This is a genomic window from Cohnella terricola (assembly GCF_007786475.1).
GTDB lineage: Bacteria > Bacillota > Bacilli > Paenibacillales > Paenibacillaceae > Cohnella > Cohnella terricola.
This window is the reverse complement of record NZ_VNJJ01000012.1, coordinates 131,219-153,087: the sequence shown is the minus strand read 5'-3', so window position 1 is coordinate 153,087 and position 21,869 is coordinate 131,219. Positions and strand designations below refer to the sequence as shown.

The 21,869-nt window shown below is 56.3% G+C and carries 20 protein-coding genes; 18 read left to right on the top strand and 2 right to left on the bottom strand.

All coding sequences use genetic code 11. The annotated features are described in order from the left end of the window. Positions 1-229 precede the first annotated feature (229 nt). On the top strand, positions 230-442 hold the full coding sequence (locus FPZ45_RS19005) for a hypothetical protein (RefSeq protein ID WP_144705394.1): 213 nt from the start codon (positions 230-232) through the stop codon (positions 440-442). Here FPZ45_RS19005 and FPZ45_RS19000 read toward each other — a convergent pair. Beyond that, positions 432-1,970: a methyl-accepting chemotaxis protein gene (locus FPZ45_RS19000; protein ID WP_144705392.1), complete on the bottom strand. Its 1,539-nt coding sequence runs from the start codon at positions 1,968-1,970 to the stop codon at positions 432-434. The genes FPZ45_RS19005 and FPZ45_RS19000 overlap by 11 nt on opposite strands. Positions 1,971-2,305: 335 nt before the next feature. Between FPZ45_RS19000 and FPZ45_RS18995 the strand changes: the two genes are divergently transcribed. The 17 genes from FPZ45_RS18995 to FPZ45_RS18915 all read left to right on the top strand — a co-directional run bounded on the left by FPZ45_RS18995 (position 2,306) and on the right by FPZ45_RS18915 (position 21,074). Beyond that, positions 2,306-4,357 (top strand): PAS domain-containing sensor histidine kinase, encoded by a 2,052-nt coding sequence (locus FPZ45_RS18995; RefSeq protein WP_144705390.1) that lies wholly within the window; start codon positions 2,306-2,308, stop codon positions 4,355-4,357. Further along, positions 4,354-5,628 (top strand): sigma-54-dependent transcriptional regulator, encoded by a 1,275-nt coding sequence (locus FPZ45_RS18990; protein WP_186438463.1) that lies wholly within the window; start codon positions 4,354-4,356, stop codon positions 5,626-5,628. The genes FPZ45_RS18995 and FPZ45_RS18990 overlap by 4 nt, the downstream gene beginning before the upstream one ends. Beyond that, on the top strand, positions 5,625-6,548 hold the full coding sequence (locus FPZ45_RS18985; protein ID WP_144705386.1) for an ABC transporter substrate-binding protein: 924 nt from the start codon (positions 5,625-5,627) through the stop codon (positions 6,546-6,548). The genes FPZ45_RS18990 and FPZ45_RS18985 overlap by 4 nt, the downstream gene beginning before the upstream one ends. 433 nt (positions 6,549-6,981) lie before the next feature. Then, positions 6,982-8,118: a mandelate racemase/muconate lactonizing enzyme family protein gene (locus FPZ45_RS18980; protein WP_144705384.1), complete on the top strand. Its 1,137-nt coding sequence runs from the start codon at positions 6,982-6,984 to the stop codon at positions 8,116-8,118. Next, positions 8,115-8,735, top strand: a complete 621-nt coding sequence (locus tag FPZ45_RS18975) for an ABC transporter permease (RefSeq protein ID WP_144705382.1) — start codon at positions 8,115-8,117, stop codon at positions 8,733-8,735. The genes FPZ45_RS18980 and FPZ45_RS18975 overlap by 4 nt, the downstream gene beginning before the upstream one ends. A 14-nt stretch (positions 8,736-8,749) precedes the next feature. Next, on the top strand, positions 8,750-9,388 hold the full coding sequence (locus FPZ45_RS18970; protein WP_246120501.1) for an ABC transporter permease: 639 nt from the start codon (positions 8,750-8,752) through the stop codon (positions 9,386-9,388). 19 nt (positions 9,389-9,407) lie between these two features. Beyond that, positions 9,408-10,328: an ABC transporter substrate-binding protein gene (locus FPZ45_RS18965; protein WP_144705380.1), complete on the top strand. Its 921-nt coding sequence runs from the start codon at positions 9,408-9,410 to the stop codon at positions 10,326-10,328. Positions 10,329-10,341: 13 nt separating this feature from the next. Beyond that, the gene (locus FPZ45_RS18960) at positions 10,342-11,784 is read left to right on the top strand and encodes an NAD-dependent succinate-semialdehyde dehydrogenase (RefSeq protein ID WP_144705378.1); all 1,443 of its coding nucleotides are present in this window, start codon (positions 10,342-10,344) and stop codon (positions 11,782-11,784) included. Between the two features lie 18 nt (positions 11,785-11,802). Then, positions 11,803-12,756 (top strand): ABC transporter ATP-binding protein, encoded by a 954-nt coding sequence (locus tag FPZ45_RS18955; protein WP_144705376.1) that lies wholly within the window; start codon positions 11,803-11,805, stop codon positions 12,754-12,756. Positions 12,757-12,769: 13 nt separating this feature from the next. Beyond that, the gene (locus FPZ45_RS18950; RefSeq protein WP_246120500.1) at positions 12,770-14,101 is read left to right on the top strand and encodes a lyase family protein; all 1,332 of its coding nucleotides are present in this window, start codon (positions 12,770-12,772) and stop codon (positions 14,099-14,101) included. Beyond that, the gene (locus tag FPZ45_RS18945) at positions 14,098-15,588 is read left to right on the top strand and encodes an aldehyde dehydrogenase family protein (protein WP_144705372.1); all 1,491 of its coding nucleotides are present in this window, start codon (positions 14,098-14,100) and stop codon (positions 15,586-15,588) included. Before FPZ45_RS18950 ends, FPZ45_RS18945 begins: the two co-directional genes overlap by 4 nt. 192 nt (positions 15,589-15,780) lie before the next feature. Next, positions 15,781-16,905 carry a Zn-dependent alcohol dehydrogenase gene (locus tag FPZ45_RS18940; protein WP_144705370.1) on the top strand — a complete coding sequence of 375 codons (1,125 nt, stop codon included), beginning with the start codon at positions 15,781-15,783 and terminating at the stop codon, positions 16,903-16,905. Then, complete coding sequence (locus FPZ45_RS18935; RefSeq protein WP_144705368.1) at positions 16,902-18,077, top strand: iron-containing alcohol dehydrogenase; 1,176 nt, start codon at positions 16,902-16,904, stop codon at positions 18,075-18,077. The genes FPZ45_RS18940 and FPZ45_RS18935 overlap by 4 nt, the downstream gene beginning before the upstream one ends. Before the next feature lie 68 nt (positions 18,078-18,145). Further along, on the top strand, positions 18,146-18,574 hold the full coding sequence (locus tag FPZ45_RS18930; protein ID WP_144705366.1) for a hypothetical protein: 429 nt from the start codon (positions 18,146-18,148) through the stop codon (positions 18,572-18,574). Then, entirely contained in the window at positions 18,571-19,077 is a 507-nt protein-coding gene (locus FPZ45_RS18925) for a DUF5698 domain-containing protein (RefSeq protein WP_144705364.1), read from the top strand. The genes FPZ45_RS18930 and FPZ45_RS18925 overlap by 4 nt, the downstream gene beginning before the upstream one ends. Before the next feature lie 24 nt (positions 19,078-19,101). Continuing rightward, on the top strand, positions 19,102-20,532 hold the full coding sequence (locus FPZ45_RS18920) for an NAD-dependent malic enzyme (RefSeq protein WP_144705362.1): 1,431 nt from the start codon (positions 19,102-19,104) through the stop codon (positions 20,530-20,532). Between the two features lie 128 nt (positions 20,533-20,660). Beyond that, entirely contained in the window at positions 20,661-21,074 is a 414-nt protein-coding gene (locus FPZ45_RS18915) for a tellurite resistance TerB family protein (protein ID WP_144705360.1), read from the top strand. A 34-nt stretch (positions 21,075-21,108) separates the two neighbouring features. Here FPZ45_RS18915 and yyaC read toward each other — a convergent pair whose 3' ends face one another. Next, complete coding sequence (yyaC, locus tag FPZ45_RS18910) at positions 21,109-21,696, bottom strand: spore protease YyaC (protein ID WP_144705358.1); 588 nt, start codon at positions 21,694-21,696, stop codon at positions 21,109-21,111. Positions 21,697-21,869: the final 173 nt, after the last annotated feature.

Here is a 21,869-nt window from a genome sequence, read left to right as displayed (position 1 = left end):
AAGAAAAACGATTTATTGACATGCGGACATACCTAGTATGGAAAAAAGAAAAAGGTAGCCGTGTTTAACTGCATCCGGCTAACCTCATCTAAAGAGAATATACACATAAAAATGGACTTGACCATTGGTGAGTGAGTAGCACGATTATTTCGAGCAATTCCGGACTTGCGGGCGATTGGTGAGTGAGTAGCACGATTATTTCGAGCAATTCCGGACTTGCGAGCGATTGGTGGGAGAGCAGTACGATAATTTCGAGCAATTCCGGACTTGCGGGCGATTGGTTCCGGTATTCGGCGTATTTCTATCCGCGATGCTGCTCTCGGAAGAGCTGCATCTTGCCGTCTGGCCGGCGCTTACGCTGGTCGTGGCCGGAATCGTCATCGTCAACGGGAACCGCGCCTCGGAAAAAGTGATTCCGCAAACGGAGTCTATTAAATCTTAAAAACGTCTACAGCGCTTCTAAGCTCGCCCGCCATCGCACGGAGCGTACTTGACGAAGCCGTGATTTCCTCCATTGCCCCGAGCTGGTGATCCGTCGTGTCCGCCACTTGCCGCGTACGGCGAAGCGATTGCTCGGCGATGGCGGTCAGTTCCGCGAGCGAGGCGGCGAGTTGCTCGGAACTTGCCGACATCTGTTCCGCGGCAGACGCGATCTCCTGAATGTCGGCGGATACATTCACGTTGGAGTCGACGATTCGTTCGAAAGTCGCGCCGGCGCGATCGACTAGCCGCATCCCCCGCTCAATCGCCTTCACGCTTTCTTCCATCTCTCCGAGCACGGAGTCCGTGTCCATATGAATCAGCTTGACCAATTCGGCGATCGATTTGGAAGAGTTCGCGGATTGATCGGACAATTTCTTGATTTCGTTCGCGACGACGGAGAATCCACGTCCCGCCTCTCCGGCACGCGCCGCTTCGACGGAAGCGTTCAGCCCGAGCATATTCGTCTGCGCGGCAATTTCCCGCAGCATGGCTAGAATCGCGTTGATCTCTCCGATCCTTGTCCCAAGCCGATTCATGGAGCCGGAGGTGCGTCCGATCGCATGGTGGATCGATCCCATCTGATCGACCGCCGAACGAATATCCGTTTGACCCTGCCCGGCTTTCTCCGCAGCCTCCGCGGCAACCTGAGAAGCGTTATTCGTCGCTTCCGCAATTCGCTGGATTACGATGCTCATTTCGGTCATCGCGACTGAATTGTCGTTTAAGCTTCCTTGTTGCTTGAGGGCGCCGGACGCCACTTCGCGAACGGCGCCTGCGATGTCCGCGGTCGCCGCGTTCATGTCGGAAGCGCTAGCCGATAAGCCGTCGGAAGAAGACGAGATGTGTCCGGCGTTCTCGTGAACTTTGGCGACGATTTTCCGCAAATTGCCGACCATTCCATTCATGGCTTCGGCTAGCTTGGAGATCTCGTCCTTCGTGCCGGAATCGATCCGCTCGCCTTGCAGATCACCTTCCGCGATCGAGCGAATGCGCTCGATAATGCGGACGATCGGCCGAATGATGGAATTGGACAAGCCCAGAGCGATACCGATCCCGAGCAGGATGCTGATGGCGGAGAGCACCATGACGATCCACTTGTTTCTGGAAAGGCTTTGAATCAGCGATTGTTTATCCGCATCAATCTGCTCGAGCGAAGACGAGGCCAATCGATCGAATTCGGTCATCAGCTCGCGGGCGATGGGCTCGGTTTTATCGTTGAGTTGCTGCAAAGCTTTATCGAGATGGCCGGCGGCATAGGAAGGAAACACTTCGTCTTCGACCATCGCGCGCCATTCATCGTTCCTGGCGACAAGCGCCTTCGTCTCTTCGCCGGGATAAAGCTCCAGCAATTTTTTGGTCAGCGCTTTGCTCGTTTCCGTATATCTTCTGAAGTCCTGGAGAAAAGATCCCTCCCCGAACAGGACGTAACCCCGGACGATCGCCACGCGCTGCGACACATTTTTGGACAACTGTTCGCTGACGGTCACGAGCTCCAGGTCCTTGGAAGATCATGTGATTCACTTGCCTTTCCCCCAAGTTCATGCCGACGGAGGCCGAAACTCCCGCGATCACGAGCAGAACGAGGACAGATGCGAAACCGAGAAGGATTTTGCTTTTTAGACTTTTCACCGGACAGATCCTCCATGTTGTCTATTTGCTGAACAGAATGACAATCAATTAATACCTCCCATGATATGGATTCCTAAAACGCTTGCATAGGCGATGCATTGCCCAAAAATTCAACAAAACTGTTGGAAAATGATACAGTTGCGGAGCGGAGGTTGTCATTGTAGGCTTAAAGCGGGCGGTGTACAATTTTAATATGAAAATGACACGAAAATTTCTGCTCGTTTTCGCGCTGATCCTGATTCTCCCGATCGTGGCTATCCATCAGGGGATCGTCCGCTATTCCGAAAACGTCATGCAAGCCAATATCATCGAGAATAACGAGATTATGGCCGAATTGATCGTCAACCGGATGAATAGCGAGATGAACGACGTCGTCTCCCAGTTGCAACTCGTTGCCGGGCTTTCAGACCAGCATCGGCTGAATCTTCCGATGATGTATGCTAGAGCGAAGCAAGCGATTTCCAAGAGCACGATTATCCAATCGATCTATTTCTTGGATACGGATCGCCGCATGTTGTTCGAAGCCCCTTTTCGGCCGGAGATTCAGGAAACGATATTCGATTATCCCAAATTCGACCATGTAAAATGGAGCTACACTTACGTCGTTTCCGGATTAATATCCAATATTCGCAACGAGAAGTCGGTGACTGTGGCGATTCCCGTTTTCTATGACGACCGCCAGTTTCTCGGCGTGCTCGTAGCGGAATTAAGCCGCAACTTTCTATCGAATATTCTAAGAAGCACGAGCGAGACGCGAGAAGGCTTCAGCTTTATTACCGACAACGAGGGCAAAGTGATCGCTTCGACGAGCGATTTCGACTGGAATGTCGATTTCTCGGAAGAACCGATCGTCCAATATTTGCTGAAAGGCGATTCCGGCTCCGTTCTGGAAGCGTACAGGGGCACTAAGAGTGTCATGACCTACCAGACGATGCGCGAAAACTGGGGGCTCGCGCTGGGCGTTCCCGAGAAATTCGCGTTTTCTTCGGTGCAAACGCTTTCGAAAGCGCTCACTTATAGCTTTCTTGGAATTTTCGGGTTTATCGGCTGTTTGATCTTCGTCGGGGGAAGGCAAATTATCGTGCCTATTCTCAAGGTCACGAAGTTCGCCCAGCGCATTCAGAGCCAAAAAGGGCCGGCACCGTTGCCGGAACCGATGATGAAGCGCAAGGACGAGATCGGCGAACTGATCCGCACGTTCCAGGATATGAATGAACGGGTGGACCGAAGCCATCGGTTTTTACAGGACATTATCGAAGGCATCCCGTATGCGCTTATTACTTTGAACGAGAAGGGCGAAGTGACCCGCGTCAATCGCAAGTGGGTCGAGCTGTTCGGCAAATCCGAAGCGGAGTGGGAAGGCAAAAGGCTGACCGAGTTTCCCGGATACCAGTTCCTGAAGACGGAAATGAATTCCGGCGAGCGGGAGGCGACTTGGACGGATGAAGATGGGGCTTCACGGATTCTGAACGTCGTAACGGCTTCCTTCTACGATGGGCTGCTTGCCGTCGTACAGGACATTTCCCAGATCCGTATGCTCGAGTCCCATGTGAAGCAGAGCGAGCAGCTTGCGCTGATTGGGCAGATTACGACCGGGATCGCCCACGAGTTGAAAAACCCCCTTGCCGTCCTATCCAGTTCCTCGGAACTCCTGAAGGAGGAGATCGTGCACAGTCCGGACTCCGAGTGGGTTCCGACGCTGGTGCACGACATCGACAGCGAGATCGCGCGGATGACTTCGATCGTGAACGAATTTCTGACGCTGGCAAAGACGAAGAAGGAAGCGATCGGCCCCGTACAGCTCGACGATCTGTTAAACCGGGTATTGCACTTGCTTAGAATCAAGTTCAACGAGCTGGGCATCGAGGTTCGGCGCGATTTCCCGGATTATGTTCCGGCCATCGCAGGCAAGACAAACAAGCTGATCCAGGTGTTTCTGAACCTGCTCGTCAACAGCATGGACGCGATGCCTCGAGGAGGAGCGATCGATATTCGCATTTTGGTTTCCGCAGACGAAGCGGGTGTAGAGATCGCTGACGAAGGCGACGGAGTCTCGGAGGAGCACTTGCAGTGGCTATTTAATCCTTTTTTCTCAACGAAAGAAAATGGCAACGGACTCGGTTTGTCTATTGCCCGGGATATTATGAAAGAACATGGTGGCAGCTTGGAAATGAACAGCGGCAAATTCAAGGGAACGGTCGTCTTATGTCTGTTCCCGCTCGGCCGGAAGGAGGACGGACAATGACAGCGCCAGGGGTCTTGATCGTGGACGACGAAATCAAGCTTTGCAGGAACATTGCCCTCAAGCTTCGGAGGGAAGGTTATGCGACTTACGAGGCCTACGACGGCAAAGCAGCGATCCGCAAGCTGCAGCAGCATGCGATTCGCGTCATGATTCTGGATTTCATGCTGACGGATATGACGGGGCTGGACGTGCTAAAGAAGGTCAAAGAGCTTTCGCCGCAGACGAAAGTGTATATGCTGACCGCCTACGGCAACGTGGAGAACGCGGTGCTGGCCATGAAATGGGGGGCTTCCGACTATCTGAACAAACCGTTCGACTTGAAGCAGTTGGCCGAGATCGTCGAGGATGCATACAGGTCGATGGACGACAACTCCGGGGAGGTCGTATTCAAAAGTCCGAAAATGCAAGCAGTGCGAGGGATTCTCGATAGAATTAATACGACGAACGCTCCGGTGCTGTTATACGGGGAGAGCGGGGCCGGCAAGACGACGCTCGCAAGGTGGATCCATAACCGTAGCGGCAGGAAAGAGCAGCCGTTCCTGTATGTCAATTGCGGCTCGATGCCCGAAGGAATGCTCGAACGCGAGTTGTTCGGGGCGTCGGGCAAAGCCGTCGCAGCGGACGGGGGAACGTTGTTCCTAGACGAGATCGGGAGCCTGACGCCGCTGAATCAAGCGCATCTCTATTGCCTGCTTAAGGACGGCAGCTTCCTTGCCACCGATACGCAAGAGCGGGTGTCGGTGAATGTAAGGATGATTACATCAACCGGGCGGCCGATCAAACAGCTTGTGAAGGAAGGGAGATTCCGCGACGATCTCTATTATTTGCTTAATCTGGTCGAGCTTGAGCTTCCATCTCTTAGAGAACGCAAGGAGGACATCCCCTTACTCGCGGAACAGAAGCTTGCGCAATTAAACGCGAAATACGGAAAACCGCTGACGATCTCGGATGAGCTGATGCGGATTTTGATCGATATGCCTTGGCAGGGCAATATTAGCGAGCTGATGAATTTGATTGAACGGATGCACCTGCTCAAGATGAACGGGGCGATCGACGTGGAAGACATGCCCTCGTCGCTTGCCGGCCTTTCCGCGCGCACGATCGAGGAACTGCAACTGGAAGGCAAGCTATACGACGTGCTCGAGGAAGTGGAGGGGCGCATGATCGTCGACGCGCTCGGGAAGACGGGAGGCAATCAGAGCCGTGCGGCCGAGTTGCTCGGCATCTCCCGCAACGCGCTCATCTACAAAATGAAGAGGATTGAGCGATGAAGAAGCTGATGGCCGCTCTTGCCGCGTTATTGCTTCTCGCCGCCTGCCGCGGCGGGAAGCCGTCTCCCGTTCATCCGTCGCCAACCGAGCCGCGAGGGGAGATTACGATCGGGTCGAAGTCGCTTACGGAACAATATTTGCTGATGAAGATGAGCGCGCTTCTCTTGAAGGACAGGGGCTACAAAGTCAACGAAATGGTATTTTTGGACAGTCCAGCCATCCGTTCGGCGATGGAGGCAGGTGTGGTCGATCAGTATTGGGAATATACGACGACGGCAAGACTTTATTATCATAAGCAATCTCCGCTGTACGAACCGGATGCCGCCTATCGCGAAGTCGCCCGCACGGATGAGGCGAACGGCATCATATGGCTGTCCAAGAGCACGTTCAACAGCAGTTGGGCGCTGCTGATGCGCAAGGATATTTCCGAGCAGCTTCATATCTATCGAATCAGCGATCTGGCGAAGTATATCAACGCCGGGAAGGCGAAAATGAAGTTTGCGACCAACGCCGAGTATTTGACGCGGGAAGACGGACTCGAACGATTGAAACGAATTTACGAATTCGAACTGCCCGATGATCAGGTCGTCGCGATCGAGTCCGACTTGCTGCCGCAGACGGTCAAAGACGGACGCGTGGACGTGGCAGTCGGAATGGCTTCCGATCCCCGTATCAAGAAGAACGATCTAGTCATCCTTCAGGACGACCGTAAAGTATTTCCTCCTTACGACGCGGCTCCGATCCTTCTGAAGCGGACGCTTGATCGCGATCCGGATGTCGGCGAGGCTATGAATCGTTTGACGTCTTTCATTACGAACGAGAACATGCTCGATCTGATGTACCAAGTCGATATTTTGCAGAAGGATATTACGAAGACTTCAAGAGACTTTCTCGTTAAGCACAAATTGCTGGAGCCGTAACGGCGAACGCGGCATCAGTAGTCCGGCGAAACATTACTAGATTGTGCAAAATGGGGGTGCGTGCGTCTGTAGTCCGGCGAAACCTAACTAAATCGTGCAAAATGGGGGTGCGTGCGTCTGCAGTCCGGCGAAACCGAACTAAATCGTGCATAATGGGGCTGTATGCGTCTGTAGTCCGGCGAAACCTAACTAGATTGTGCAATATGGGGCCGTGTGCGTCTGTAGTCCGGCGAAACCGAATTAGCTCCATCATTCCCTTCGTCCATCCCTCCATTTCCCCCTCTCATATCACATGTATGCGCTTTCGCAAAGACCCTGCGATTGCGCATTTTTTTTACACCTTTTTGCCTAATGTTTGCGCAGGGAACCGGCTGTGCAGGCCGTCACGGAATGTTCATAATGAATCTCGTAAAGCTGACAGCGAGGTGACGAAATGAAAATTACCGCAATCGAAATCAAGCATTATTTGCTACCTCTCGAGCCTCCGTTCAAGGCGGCATGGGATCCGAACCCGAGGAAGAAGTTTGCCTCAACGGTCGTTCAGGTGCATACCGACGAGGGCATTACGGGGATCGGCTCGGGCGACCTGATGACGGGATTCGAGGGGCACGAGCATTTGATTATCGGTCAAGACCCGTTCGCGATCGAGCGCCATTCGCAGGTGATCGACAATATCGATTTTCACTATGGCAGATGCTGGCCTCTGGACTTGGCTCTGTGGGACCTGATGGGCAAAGCGACCGGACAGCCGACGTACAAATTGCTCGGAGCCCGCAGCGACAAAATTCTTGCATACGCTTCCACGGGCGAGATGGTCACGCCGGAGGTCAGGGCCGATCGAGCCCAACTGCTCCTCGAGCAGGGCTTCAAGGCAATGAAAATTCGTTTCCACCACAAGGACGTGCGGGACGACATCAAAGTCGTCGAAGCCGTTCGGAAATCAATCGGAGACAAACTCGAGATCATGGTCGACGCGAACCAAGGCTGGAAAATGCCATGGGATACTGAACCGACATGGGATTTGAAAAAAGCATACCAAGTCGCCAAGGAACTGGAGCAGCTCGGCGTGTTCTGGCTGGAAGAGCCGCTGCAGAGCCACGACTTCCGCGGTTTGGCGCAGCTTCGCCAGATGGCCACGGGTATCCGGATCGCCGGAGGCGAAATGAACCGCCGGATGCACGATTTCCGCGAGATGAACTTCCTCGGTTCGCTCGACGTATACCAGCCGGACGTCGCGCTGACGGGCGGCATCACGCAAGTACGCAAGATCGCCGATATGGTGCAATCGAGCGGCGCGTGGTTTAGCCCGCACACGTGGACGAACGGCATCGGTGTGATGGCGAACCTGCATCTGGCTGCGGCGATCAGCCACTGCCCATACCTGGAGTTGCCTTATGATCCTCCGTCCTGGACGCCGGAACGCCGCGACTTCATTCAGCAAAACAAACTGAATATCGATTCCGAAGGATACCTGCACCTCCCGCAACAATCCGGACTCGGCGTCGAATTGGATTTGGAGGCCGTCGAGCGTTACGCCTATAACAAGGTGTACGTAGGTGAGTCGACATGAGTTACCTGTTCAACAATCCCGACAAGGTGATGCCGTTTTTCTGGGAGCATCTGTCCCTGACGTTCAGCGCCTTGCTGATCGCGCTTTGCATCGCGCTGCCGCTCGGATTCCTAATCGCCAAGTATAAAAGGCTGCAGGCTCCTGTCACGAGCGTGCTCGGCATCATCTACACGATCCCGAGCATGGCGCTGTACGCAGCGCTGATCCCTTATACGGGACTCGGCGTCACGACGGCGACGATCGGACTCGTTGCTTACGCGCAGATGATTCTCGTGCGCAACGTCGTCGCTGCGATCAAAGGGATCGACCCGATGATGATCGAGGCGGCGAAAGGGATGGGGATGAGCAAGGCGCAGATCATTTTCAAGATCGAAGTTCCGCTTGCCGTGCCCGTCATCATCGCCGGCATCCGGGTGGCGACCGTGTCGATCATCTCCATCGGAACGGTGGCGGCATGGATCGGCGCGGGCGGGCTCGGCAGACTGATCTTTCAAGGCTTGAACCACGATCACACCGGGAAAATCATTGCCGGAACGGTGACCATTGCGATCCTTGCGATCGGGGCCGACCTGCTGTTCCGTGTACTTGAAAAAATCCTCAGCCCGAGAACGAATTAACGGAGGTGTGAACCGTGAAAGTCCTGGATCAGATTCGCGAGTACTTCGAGGGGAACTCCCCGGTGTTCTTCGCCAACATGAAAACGCATATCTGGCTTAGCTCGTTCTCCATGATCGCGGCGATGCTGATCTGCATTCCGCTCGGGATCTGGATTTCGAGAAAACTGAAAATCGCAAATTATGTCATCAACGCGATCAACATTTTCCGGGTTATCCCGAGTCTTGCCGTCCTGGCCCTCATGATGCCGTTGCTCGGTGTCGGATTCGCGCCGGCCGCGGTGGCCCTCACGCTGCTCGCAGGCCCGCCCATCCTGATCAACACGTACGTCGCTTTCCGGGAAATCAATCCCGCCATCAAGGAAGCGGCTCGGGGCATGGGCATGACGCCGATGCAGACGATCTGGAAAGTCGAGCTTCCGCTCGCGCTCCCGGTCATGCTGGCGGGCATTCGGACCGCTTCGGTCGAGATTATCGCCAGCGCGACGCTCGCCGTCCTGATCGGAGGCGGAGGACTGGGCAGCTACATTATCAATGGGGTCAGCATGATGTCGAAGAGCTATCTGCTCATCGGAGCCATACCCGTGGCCTTGCTCGCGATACTGAGCGAGATCGTATTCAGCTTCTTACAACGCAAGACCAACTATTCGCACTAGAAAAAGGGAGAGGTTATCGATGAAAAAACGTTCCTGGTTGTCCCTGCTCGTGGTTATGACGCTCACTGCGGCGCTTACGGCTTGCGGAGGAAGCAAAGGAAGCAAATCCGACCTGAAAATTACGGTCGGTTCGAAAGACAACACGGAAAATCATCTGATTGGAGAAATGTACGCGCTTATTTTGGAAGATATGGGCATTAACGTGAAACGCCAGCTTAGCCTTGGCGGCACGGCACCGACATTCGAAGCGCTCAAGAAAGGCGATCTCGACATCTATCCGGAGTACACGGGCACAGGCCTTGGCGTCATGCTGGAAGAGACGGAACCGGAGAAGGATTCCGCGAGAGCGCTCGAAAGAGTTCGCGAAGGCTTTAAGCAATGGAACATGGAATGGCTTGACCCGGCTTCCGAGAACGCGACTTACGGGTTCGCGATGAAGAAGGAAACGGCCGAGAAGTACGGCATCAAGACGTACACGGATCTCGCGAAGCACAGCTCCGAGCTGGTGCTCTCCTATCCGCAGGAGTTCGACGTTCGTGAAGACGGCCTGCCAGGCTTGCAGAAGGTATTCGCCGACCAAGGCGGCTTCAAGTTCAAGAAACAGTTCCAAATCGACTACAGCCTTCGTTACAAACCTCTTGAGAACAACGAATCCGATGTCACAGTATCGGTCGGCACGGACGGGCAAATCGCGGGCATGGGGCTGCAATTGCTGCAAGATGACGTGGGCTTCTTCCCGGTTTATAACGTAGCACCGCTGATTCGCAAAGAAAAGCTGGACGCTGAGCCTAAGATCAAGGACAAGATGAACGCGCTTGCTCCGCTGCTTACCGATGCGGCCGTACAGACGCTGAACTGGAAAGTCGACGGACCGGACAAAGCGGAAATCGAAGACGTGGCCAAACAATTCCTGATCGACAACAAACTCATCTCGAAATAACCCGGAGGCTATCATGACAGAGATCAGAAACCAACTGTTCATTAACGGTACTTGGACCGAGGCTCGTTCGAGCCTTCGGTCCGCTCTTTTCAATCCGGCGACCGGAGAGCAGATCGCGACCGTGCCTGTCGGTGGAGCCGACGACGCGCGGGCGGCCGTCGAAGCCGCTTACGCAGCGTTCCCTGGGTGGTCAGCGACGGCTGCCGAGGAACGTTCCGTCATCCTGCGCCGCATCTACGATCTGATCGTTGCGAACGCAGACCGGTTAGCGGAGATCATGACGCTCGAGCAAGGCAAACCGGTCAAGGAAGCCAAAGGCGAAGTGTTGTGGGGCGCAGATTTCTTCCTCTGGTATTCGGAGGAAGCGAAGCGGATCAACGGAGAGATCATTCCGTCGTCCCGTACGACACAGCGCATTCTCGTGCAGCGCCAGCCGATCGGCGTCGTCGCTGCGATTACGCCATGGAACTTCCCTTCTTCGATGATCACGCGCAAGGTGGCGCCTGCACTTGCGGCGGGATGCACCGTCGTCGTCAAACCGGCGCCGGAGACGCCGCTTTCGGCGCTCGCGCTGTTCGAGCTGTTCGAGCAGGCTGGTCTCCCGGCGGGCGTCGCGAACGTCGTCGTCGGGGACGCGCAGGAGATCGGCAGGGAGTTCCTGGATAACGACAAAGTGCGTAAGATCAGTTTCACTGGCTCGACTCCGGTCGGCAAGTTCCTGCTGGAGCAATCGGCCAAACAAGTGAAGAAGGTGTCGCTCGAAATGGGCGGGCATGCACCGTTTATTGTCTTCCCGGACGCCGATCTGGAAGCTGCGGCGGAAGGTCTTCTCTACAACAAATTTCAAAATAACGGCCAGACGTGCATCTGCGCGAACCGGATTTTCGTTCATGAGTCGATTGAAGCGGCGTTCACGGAGCTGTTCGCGAAGAAGCTTCGCGAAGTGACGGTAGGCAACGGGATGAGCGACGTGAACGTCGGTCCGCTCATTCACGAGCGGGCTTTGGTTAAAGTCGACGGTCACGTGCAAGACGCGCTCGCGAAGGGCGCGAAACTCGTAGAAGGCGGCCATAGGCTCGCCGATGGCGAATATGCAAGCGGCAGCTACTATGCGCCGACTCTGCTCGTCGGCGTCACGCCGGATATGTGTGTCTTCCGCGAAGAAACGTTCGGCCCGGTCGCTCCGTTTATTACGTTCCGGACGGAAGATGAGGTCGTGGCGATGGCGAACGATACGCCGTTCGGGCTGGCCTCTTACCTGTACACCCGCGACTTGGCGACGACGATGCGCGTGGCCGACCGGCTCGAATATGGAATGGTCGGCATTAACGAATCCGCGCTCGGTTACGTGCAGGCGCCGTTCGGAGGCATCAAGCAGAGCGGCATGGGGCGCGAAGGCGGACAGCGCGGCGTGGACGATTTTCTGGAGATCAAATATATCAATTTGAATTTTTAAGCGAAGGGGGAAACGGGGATGGGCATTGTTTTCAAAAATGTCGTGAAGCAGTATCCGAACACCGCTTCTCCGGCGGTGGACAATGTGTCGCTCGATATTCGCGAGGGCGAATTCATCGTGTTCCTCGGTCCTTCCGGCTGCGGCAAAACGACATTGCTGAAGATGGTCAACAAGCTCTACGACACGACCTCCGGAACGATCGAGATCGACGGAACGGACATTAACCAAGTACAGACGGAGCAGCTTCGGCGGGGAATCGGTTACGTCATTCAGCAGAACGGACTGTTTCCTCACATGACGATCGAGGCGAACATCGCGGTCGTGCCGCGTTTGCTGAAATGGGACGAAGCGAAAATCGACAAACGGATCGACGAATTGCTGGAAATGGTACATCTCGATCCGAAGGTTTTCCGCAAGCGCCGTCCGAGCCAATTGTCGGGCGGGCAGCAGCAGCGCGTCGGCATCGCGCGGGCGATGGCGGCGGGGCCGAAGATTCTGCTCATGGACGAACCGTTCGGCGCGATCGACGCGATTACGAGAACAAGCTTGCAGGATGAGCTTCACCGGATTCAAAGACTGCTCAAGAAAACGATATTGTTCGTCACGCACGACGTCGACGAGGCTCTTCGTCTTGCGGATCGCATCATTGTCATGCAGGCCGGCAAGGTCGTGCAGTTCGCGACGCCTTACGAGATTCTGACGAATCCGGCGAACGACTTCATCCGGCAACTCGTCGGCGAGCGGGACGTTTATCGCAAGATGGGTTTTCTGAAAGTGGAGGACGTCGTTCACGCCGCCGGGGAACTCGAATCGGCGGCCGGCTCGGCAGGAGTCGCGCTGACAGACGACCTGAAGCAAGTGTTTAACCGGATGGTCGAGGAGCGCGTACGCGCGTTTCCGGTGGTCGACTCCGACAATCGCCGGGTGGGCATGGTGACGATGGACAATATTTTAGCGAAACTGGCGAATTAAGGGAGAGATCGGGGTGTCGAGGTATGAAAAGGACGCCTTCGGGACGGTCGAGCTGCCGGATGAGGTTCTGTACGGCGTACAGACGCGGCGAAGCGCGGACAACTTGAGCTTCTCCGGCCGGACTCTCGCGGCGTATCCCGGCTTCATCGCGGCGCTGTCCGAAGTGAAGCGGGCGGCGGCGCGGGCGAACGAGCGGGCGGGTCATCTGCCTCGCGCGCTGGCGCAAGCGATCGAACGGGCGTGCGACGAAGTTAGGCTCGGCTGCCATGACGGGCAATTTATCGTCGATCCGTTCCACGGTGGAGGCGGCATCGGCAGCAATATGAACATGAACGAGGTCGTCGCCAATCTGGCGAACGAGATGCTGGACGGTCAGATCGGCGAATACGCACCGGTCCATCCGGCCGATCACGTGAACGCGTCGCAATCGACGTCGGACGCGTGCCATACGGCGCTGCGGATCGCCGTCGTCCGCGACGGAAAGAAGCTGCTCGCCGAGCTGGCGCGGCTGATCCAAGCAATGGAGACGAAACGGTCGGAGCTAGCGGAAGTGCCGACGATTACGCGGACGTGTATGCAGGACGGGATGCCGGATACGCTCGGCACGATGTTCGGCGGGTACGCGCATGGGCTTAAGCGGAGAACGGAACGGCTGGCGGTCTCGGTAGAGTCGCTGAATGCGGTTAATCTCGGCGGCACAGTAATCGGTTCCGGCGTCGGGGCTCCGGACGCTTATCGGGAGCGCGTATTGGGCGTTTTGCAAGAAGTGACGGGTTTACGGCTGCGTCATCGGGAAGATCTATACGACGCGGCGCAGAACATCGACGATCTGGCGGCGGTGTCGGCGGAGCTTGCGCTTCTGTCGAGCGTGCTGATCAAGATCGCCAAGGACTTACGCCTGCTGTCCTCAGGCCCGGAGGCGGGTTTCGGAGAGCTGAGGCTGCCTGCGGTTCAGGCGGGCTCGTCCTTTTTTCCGGGAAAAATCAATCCGGTCGTGCCGGAGACGCTCGTGCAGTGTGGCTTACAAGTAATCGGACTGGATCGAACGGTACAGGGGGCTCTGGAGCACGGCGAGCTTAATCTGAACGTCTGGGAAGGCTTCGCGGGATTTAACGTGCTCGATATGATCGGCATGTTGGAGCGGGCGAGCGGCAAGTTCACGGACCTATGCGTGATCGGAATCGAAGCGAATAATGCGCGATGCCAGGAGCTGTCGAGGACATTTATTCCGGCGGTCGTGGCGCTCAAAGAGAAACACGGGTATTCGCAAGTCGGACAATGGCTGAAAGAAAAGTCCAAAGACGAAGTGCGAGCAATCTACGAAAGAGAGGTTGGGCGAGGATGAGAGCACCGACGTTGGAGTGGGCGAGCGAGTGGCTGAAGGAGACGAAAAAGCTTTACGTTAACGGCGAATGGATTGCCGGCGCGTCCGGCACGACAATAGATACGGTGAATCCGGCTACCGGAAGGCAGATTGGTTCGTTCACCGGCGCTTCCAAGGACGATGTCGACGCTGCAGTACAGGCGGCGCGCACGGCTTTCGAAGGTGTAGAATGGCGGGAGATGTCCCGCAAGGAGCGAGGCAGAAGGCTGCACAGGATCTCGCAGCTCATTCGCGAGCATCAGGACGAGCTGGCGACGCTGGAGTCGCTGGACAACGGCAAGCTATACAAGGAAGCGTACAACGACGACGTGGCGGAAGCCGCTGACTTTTTCGAATATTACGCAGGCTGGACCGACAAGTATTACGGCGAAATGAACCCTGTAGAAGGCAACTTCACTAGCATGACCACCCGTGATCCGGTCGGGGTGTGCGGGCTGATCGTGCCGTGGAACTTCCCGATCGACATGGCGGCGATGAAGCTGACGCCGGCGCTGGCGATGGGGAATACGGTCGTGCTGAAGCCGTCGAGCGTTACCTCGCTTTCCGCGATCCGGCTGTTTGAGATCATTCATGAAGCTGGCGTGTTGCCTCCGGGTGTCATAAACCTAATTTTGGGCGAAGGCCGGGTCGGTTCGTATATTTCGTCGCACGCAGACGTCGACAAAGTGTCGTTCACGGGCAGCACGCAAGTCGGCAAGAAACTCGTGCACGACTCGGCGGATTCCAATCTAAAGGCGGTCACGTTGGAACTGGGCGGCAAGTCTCCCAATATTATTTTCGCGGACGCGCCTGACCTGGATGCTGCTATCGAAAGGTCGTTCTACGGCCTGTTCACCCACAAAGCGGAAAAGTGCAGCGCCCCGACGCGCTTGCTCGTGCAGCGTCCGGTCTATGACCGGGTCGTGGAAGAAATCGCGAAATACGCCGTCGGCTACAAATGCGGCGATCCGTTCGATCCGTCGAGCGATCAAGGACCGCAGGTGTCCCAGTCGCACATGGAAAGCATCCTTCGCTATATCGAGAGCGGCAAGGAGCAGGGTGCGCGCGTCGTAGCTGGCGGTTATCGCGATACGGAAGGCTCGAACGCGGAAGGATACTTCGTTCGACCGACCATTTTCGCGGACGTCACGAACGATATGAAGATCGCTCAGGAAGAAATTTTTGGGCCGGTGTTATGCGTGATCCCGTTCGATACGGAAGAGGAAGCAGTGCGGATCGCCAACGATACGATCTATGGACTCGCGGCGGGATTGTGGACGAACGACGTCGCCCGCGCCCATCGCGTGGCGAAGAAGCTGGACGCCGGTCAAGTATTCGTCAACCGGTACGGCTGTTATGACATCGCCAGCCCGTTCGGCGGCTTTAAGCAATCCGGCTGGGGCAAGGAATACGCGATCCACAGCCTCGCCTCCTATACGAAAATGAAAGCGATCTGGATTGCTCATTAAAGCACCAACAACTTCATCGAATAAGCTCAGTGCAACGGAGAAAAGAATGGCTTGTCCGCAAGTTTTGGCTTTGAGTTTCTAACCTATAAAGTCTATTTAATCAAAAGAAACTCAAAACAACCTGTCTGATGTCGGCAAGCCATCCCTTTCGCAGTGGAACGGAAATAGAAATCTCGAAAGCGGGGGACGGAAATGGAAATGCTAGCGGCGGTCATGAGGGGAACGAACCAACCGCTTTCGATAGAAAAGGTGGAGCTGGCGGCGCCGAAAGCCGGGGAAGTGCTCGTCAAAGTATTGGCGACGGGTGTCTGCCATAGTGACTTGAACGCGATGGAGGACGAGACGACGCCAGTGCCGACGATACTCGGACACGAAGGGGCTGGAATCGTCGTCGAGGTCGGTCCGAACGTCAAGACGGTAAAGGTCGGCGACAAAGTGGCGCTGAGCTGGGTGCCATTCTGCGGAACTTGCGAGTTTTGTCAGACGGGCCAGGTAAACTTGTGCGAGTCGGCGTTTGGTCCGATGTTCGCGGGCACATTGCTCGACGGCACGTCGAGACTAAGCCAGAACGGGCAAGGAATCTATCATAACTCGCTGCTCAGCACATTCGCGGAGTATACCGTCGTACCGGAGATGAGCTGCGTGAAAATGCCGGAGGGTATGCCGATGGCTCAGGCGTCCTTGATCGGTTGCGGCGTGGCGACCGGGTACGGAGCGGCGGTGCGGGCGGCGCAAGTGAAGCCGGGCTCGACGGTTGCGGTATTCGGTATCGGCGGTGTCGGCGTCAACGCGATCCAGGGTGCGCGGATCGCCGGAGCGAGCCGCATCATCGCGTGCGACCTGAAGGCGCAAAATCTCGAGATCGCGCGGAAGTTCGGGGCGACCGACGTTGTGAACGTCGGTGAAGTCGACGCGGCGGAAGCGCTCAAAGAGCTGACCGGAGGTTTCGGCGTACATTACGCGATCGACTGCTCCGGCAACACGATGGCGGCGCAATCCGCGTGGAAAGGAACACGCAAAGGCGGCACGACGGTCGTCGTCGGCGCGTTTAACCCAAAGAAGGAACTGGCTCTGCCCGCGGGCGGCTTTCATCGCGTCGGCAAAATCCTCAAAGGCAGTTTCTACGGCGACGTGCATCCGTTCCGCGATTTCCAGGCGATCGCCCAACTGTATCTGGATGGGAAGTTCCAATTGGATGAATTGGTGTTGGACCGCATACCACTTCAGGACATTAATCGGGCGGTTGATAGTTTTCATGATCCGTGCTGCGTGAACGTTGGCCGGACGGTCGTCGAATTCGGAGGTGAGGCGGGATGAGTGGATTTGATTTTGCTGCTCGAACACGGGTCGCGTACGGCGTCGAGCGAGTCAAACAATTGGCGGAAGACGTGAAAAGTCTGACCGGGGGGAACAAGGCGGTGCTCGTGACCGATCCGGGATTGGTTAAAGTCGGCGTCGCGGACGAAGTATTGGCCGCGCTGCGGGAAGGCGGCGTGGAAGCGACGTTGTTCTCGGACGTGCAGAGCGATCCGACGAGCGCTTCTATCGACGCCGCTGCTGAGGTCATTCGCGCTTCGAACGTTTCATGCGTGATCGGTCTTGGCGGCGGATCGGCCATGGACGTGGCGAAGCTGGCGTCCCTGGTAGCCGGAGCCGAGCATCCGACGGAACACTATGCGCTGATGGCTAATCCATTTGCGCCGAAAACGATAAAGATGATCATGGTGCCAACGACGTCGGGCACGGGAGCGGAAGTGACGAGTACGGTCGTTTTCTCGAATGCGGACAAGCGCAAAGTATGGGGCTGGGATTACGAACTCGCGCCGGATTTGGCCGTTCTCGATCCGACGCTGACCGTCGCGCTGCCTCCGCATTTGACGGCGGCGACCGGACTCGACGCGATGATCCATGCGTTGGAGGCGGTGACTGGGAAGCGCAGCAACGCGATGATCGAAGCGGTCGGCTTGCAGGCGATTCGGATGATCTCCGGCAGCCTGCTCGCGGCGATTCGCGAGCCGGGGAACCTGGAGGCACGCGGTCAGCTCGGCATCGGCTCGATGCTGGCGGGCATGGCGATCGAGCAGGGCGGCACGGGCATCGCCCACTGCATCGGCCATGCGTTAGGTACGCTTGCGCGCGTCCATCATGGCCGCGCGGTGGCGGTTGCCCTATACCACGCGTACGATTGGAATATCCCCGGCAACGAAGCCATCTTGGCTGAAGTCGCCCGGGCGATGGGCGCGGGGGGGAACACTTTCGCAAGCCTCGAAGAACAAGCCCGCGCCGGCGCAGCGTTCTATCGGAGGCTCGTCGCGGAGTCGGGGCTGCAACTGTCGCTGGCTGCCGAAGGATTGTCGGCGGTCGATGCAGGTCGACTCGCCGAGACGATGGCATCCGCCGAGAACGCGCCGATGCGAAACAATAACTGCCGCTACGCTTTGGACGAAGACCTCGCCTGTTTCGCGGAGCAATTGTTAAACCATGCCTGAACGAGAATAGTAGTCATTGGAGGAATAACGGTCTGCCAGACCGTAAGAAGGGCGCCGAAGCCACCAACGTGCAGTATAACGGTCTGCCAGACCGTAAGAAGGGCGCCGAAGCCACCAACGTGCAGTATAACGGTCTGTCAGACCGTAAGAAGGGCGCCGAAGCCACCAACGTGCAGTATAACGGTCTGCCAGACCGTAAGAAGGGCGCCGAAGCCACCAACGTGCAGTATAACGGTCTGCCAGACCGTAAGAAGTGCGCCGAAGCCACTAACGTGCAGTATAACGGTCTGCCAGACCGTAAGAAGGGCGCCGAAGCCACCAACGTGCAGTATAACGGTCTGCCAGACCGTAAGAAGGGCGCCGAAGCCACCATCGCACGGTCTTACGGTCTGCCAGACCGTAAAAATATTTGCGAGATTCGGCAACATAAGAGGGGCCGTCCCGAATCGGTTTGCGGGGACGGCCCCTTCGCCATCAAACGAGGTGATGCAGGATGACGGTCATTCTATCGATAATCGTTTTGCAAATTACGTACGTCACGATGCTGTCCGTCCGTTTCATCTTGATGGTCAAAGGCATCCGATACGTCGCGGCGATGATGAGCGCCGTGGAGATCGGCATCTACGTCATCGGATTCAAACTCGTTCTGGATAACCTGAACAATCCGCTGAACTTGCTGATCTACTGCTTGAGCTATGGAGCGGGCGTGCTGCTCGGCGTCAAGATTGAGGAACGCTTGGCGATTGGTTACATTACGGTGCAAATCACGACGAAAGAAGAATACGGAGATCTGGCCGATCTTCTAAGAGCCAAAGGTTACGGCGTAACCCGTTGGGCGGGCGACGGACGGGAAGGACGACGCTGGGTGCATAATGTGGTGCTTCCGCGCAGAAGACAGCAGCAACTGTATCGGGACGCGATCGAGATCGATCCGAATTGTTTTATCGTCAGTTACGAACCGAAAGCGTTTCATGGCGGATTCATGACCAGGAAAATGTAGCGCGAATAAGGAGCGAGTACAACAATGACACAAAGGAACAATAAGGGGCTGGGCGGCAAAAGCGTCATCATCCGTCTGGAAATCGTCGGCGACCGAATGAATTTTGGGCTTGTCGCCAACATTGTGTCCAGCCTTGGCGGGGACATCATCGCCATCGACACGATCCATATCGGCAACGAAGGCAGCGTACGGGATATGACGGTGAATGTCGTCGATGCTTCGGACATCGCTCCGATTCTCGATGCGATCGGGAAAATACCGGGCATTCGCGTCGTGAACACGTCCGATCGGACGTTCCTGCTGCACCTTGGCGGCAAGATCGAAGTGACGCCAAAGGTCACGATCCAGAATCGCGACGATCTGTCGCGTGTATATACGCCGGATGTCGCCCGGGTATGCGCAGCAATTCGGGAAGACGCGGACAAGGCGTTCTCTTTGACCATCAAACGCAACACCGTCGCGGTCGTCTCCGACGGCACAGCCGTGCTTGGACTCGGCGATATCGGACCGCGTGCGGCGATGCCGGTGATGGAAGGGAAAGCGATGCTGTTCAAGCAGTTCGCGGGAGTAGACGCGTTCCCGGTCTGTCTCGAGACGACGGACGCGGACGAGATCGTCCGTACGATCAAGGCGATCTCTCCGGCGTTTGGCGGCATCAATCTGGAGGATATATCTTCCCCGAGATGCTTCGAGATCGAGGAGAGGCTGCGCGAGGAACTCGATATTCCCGTATTCCACGACGATCAGCACGGGACGGCCGTCGTGACTTACGCAGGGTTGATCAACGCTCTGAAAATCGCGGGCAAATCGCTTTCCGATGTGACTATCGTCGTCTGCGGCATCGGCGCGGCTGGCGTGGCGATCAGCAAAATCTTGCTGTCCGCAGGCGTGAAGGAATTGATCGGAGTCGACAAGGAGGGCATTCTCGTTCAAGGGGAGACCTATTCGAATTCGGTGAAGACGGCGTATGCCGAATACACGAATCCGAATCGCAGAACGGGATCGCTGAGCGACGCGCTGGTCGGGACGGATGTCTTCATCGGCGTATCAGCGGGAGGGATGCTGACGCGCGATATGGTAGCGAAGATGGCACCGAATCCGATCGTGTTCGCGATGGCCAATCCATCTCCGGAAATATTGCCGGGCGAGATCGACGATATCGCGGCGGTCGCCGCGACTGGCCGCTCGGATTATCCGAACCAGATCAACAACGTGCTCTGTTTCCCCGGCATGTTCCGGGCGGCGCTTGATTGCCGGGCGGCGGAGATCAACGAGGAGATGAAGCTAGCTGCGGCGGAGGCGATCGCTTCCGTTATTCCTGACGACAAGCTCAGCAAATACGACATCATTCCGAGCGTCTTCGATCAATCCGTAGTGGAGCGCATCCGGGAGCGCGTCGTTCGCGCGGCGATCGCCTCCGGGGTCGCGCGGAGAATACCGAAAGAGTATAGGTGATCCGTTAGGAGCCATTACCCGCACATATCGATAACTTCGCGAAAATTCGCCGATTCTCTTGAAAAAAGAGAGATTTCGTTGCAACATGGAGCGAGGAAGGATTTGGCGATATGAGGAGCTGACCGCGGATGTTTTTGCATTTTATTCAGGAGAGAGAGCATCGGGAGGCTTTCTTGGAGCTGGCGCACGCCGTCGCGAACGCGGACGGCTTCGTTAGCGGCAATGAAAAGCGGTACTTGCAGGCCGTGCGTACCGAGCTAGGTTTGGAAGATCACTTGAGAGTCGTTCCGCGGCATAGAGAGCTGTCTGAGGTTTTATCCGGGATTCAAGACCAGCGGGTCCAGCATCTTTTCTTCTTGGAAATTCTGCTGCTGGCTTATGCGGACGGAGACTATTGCGACGAAGAGAAGCAGATCGTCATGGATATGAAGCGGATGTTCGGCGTCCCGGACGAGACGTATGAAGCGTTCAAATCGTGGGCGATCGCATATGATCAGCTCAAGACGCAAGGCATGCAGCTGATATTGAATCCTATCGAATGATTTCGAGCCATCGGGGTACTTCCCGGTGGCTCTACTAATATCCATGCATTGCCGGCGTCTCGATCGCACGGCCGGACGACATCCGGATTCCGACGAGCAAGCTGCGGGAGATCAGACCGGACATGCTCATGATAAGGTGCAGCCGGGTGGTCTGCAGCGCTTGATAGCCGAGCAGTCCTCCGATGTTTACGACGCCGGACACGTGAATGTCCCCGACCGGAGGGAGTTCCTTGTTGACGCCTGCACCCGGCCGCAGCGGGCCGTCGCCGATCAACACGGCTCCGATGCTGGCGGCTTGTCCGAGGCAAGCGTCGATGCCGATTATGAAAGGATCATCAAAACGGGCATACAGCTCGTCCATCGTATCCGCGAGGTTCATCGCGTGAACGGGGTGTTCCAGCGTGCCGTAAATCTCGAAATCGGGAGACCGGTATTTGCTTAGCAGCGTTCCCGTCAACGGACCGAGCGAATCGCCCGTGCAGCGGTCGGTCCCGATGCAGACGACGACGATACGCCTCCGCGGCGGAAGTCTATTGAAATACGCGCCGAACCGGTTCGCCAGCCGCATCGATGCGGCAGGATCGGTATATGCGACGTAACAGGGCATGGACGGTACGGACATTTTTTCACCTCGTAAATAGGATAAGATCGGCACTTTCCAATGAATAAAATGATACATTATGTATCACGAAAAAGCTGTCGCATTTTCTTCTGTCGGTGAAGCAAATTGCGCGGTCGTTCGACACAAAGACGAAAAGGGGAAATTTTTGATATTTTTGTTCCCTTTTCAAATAA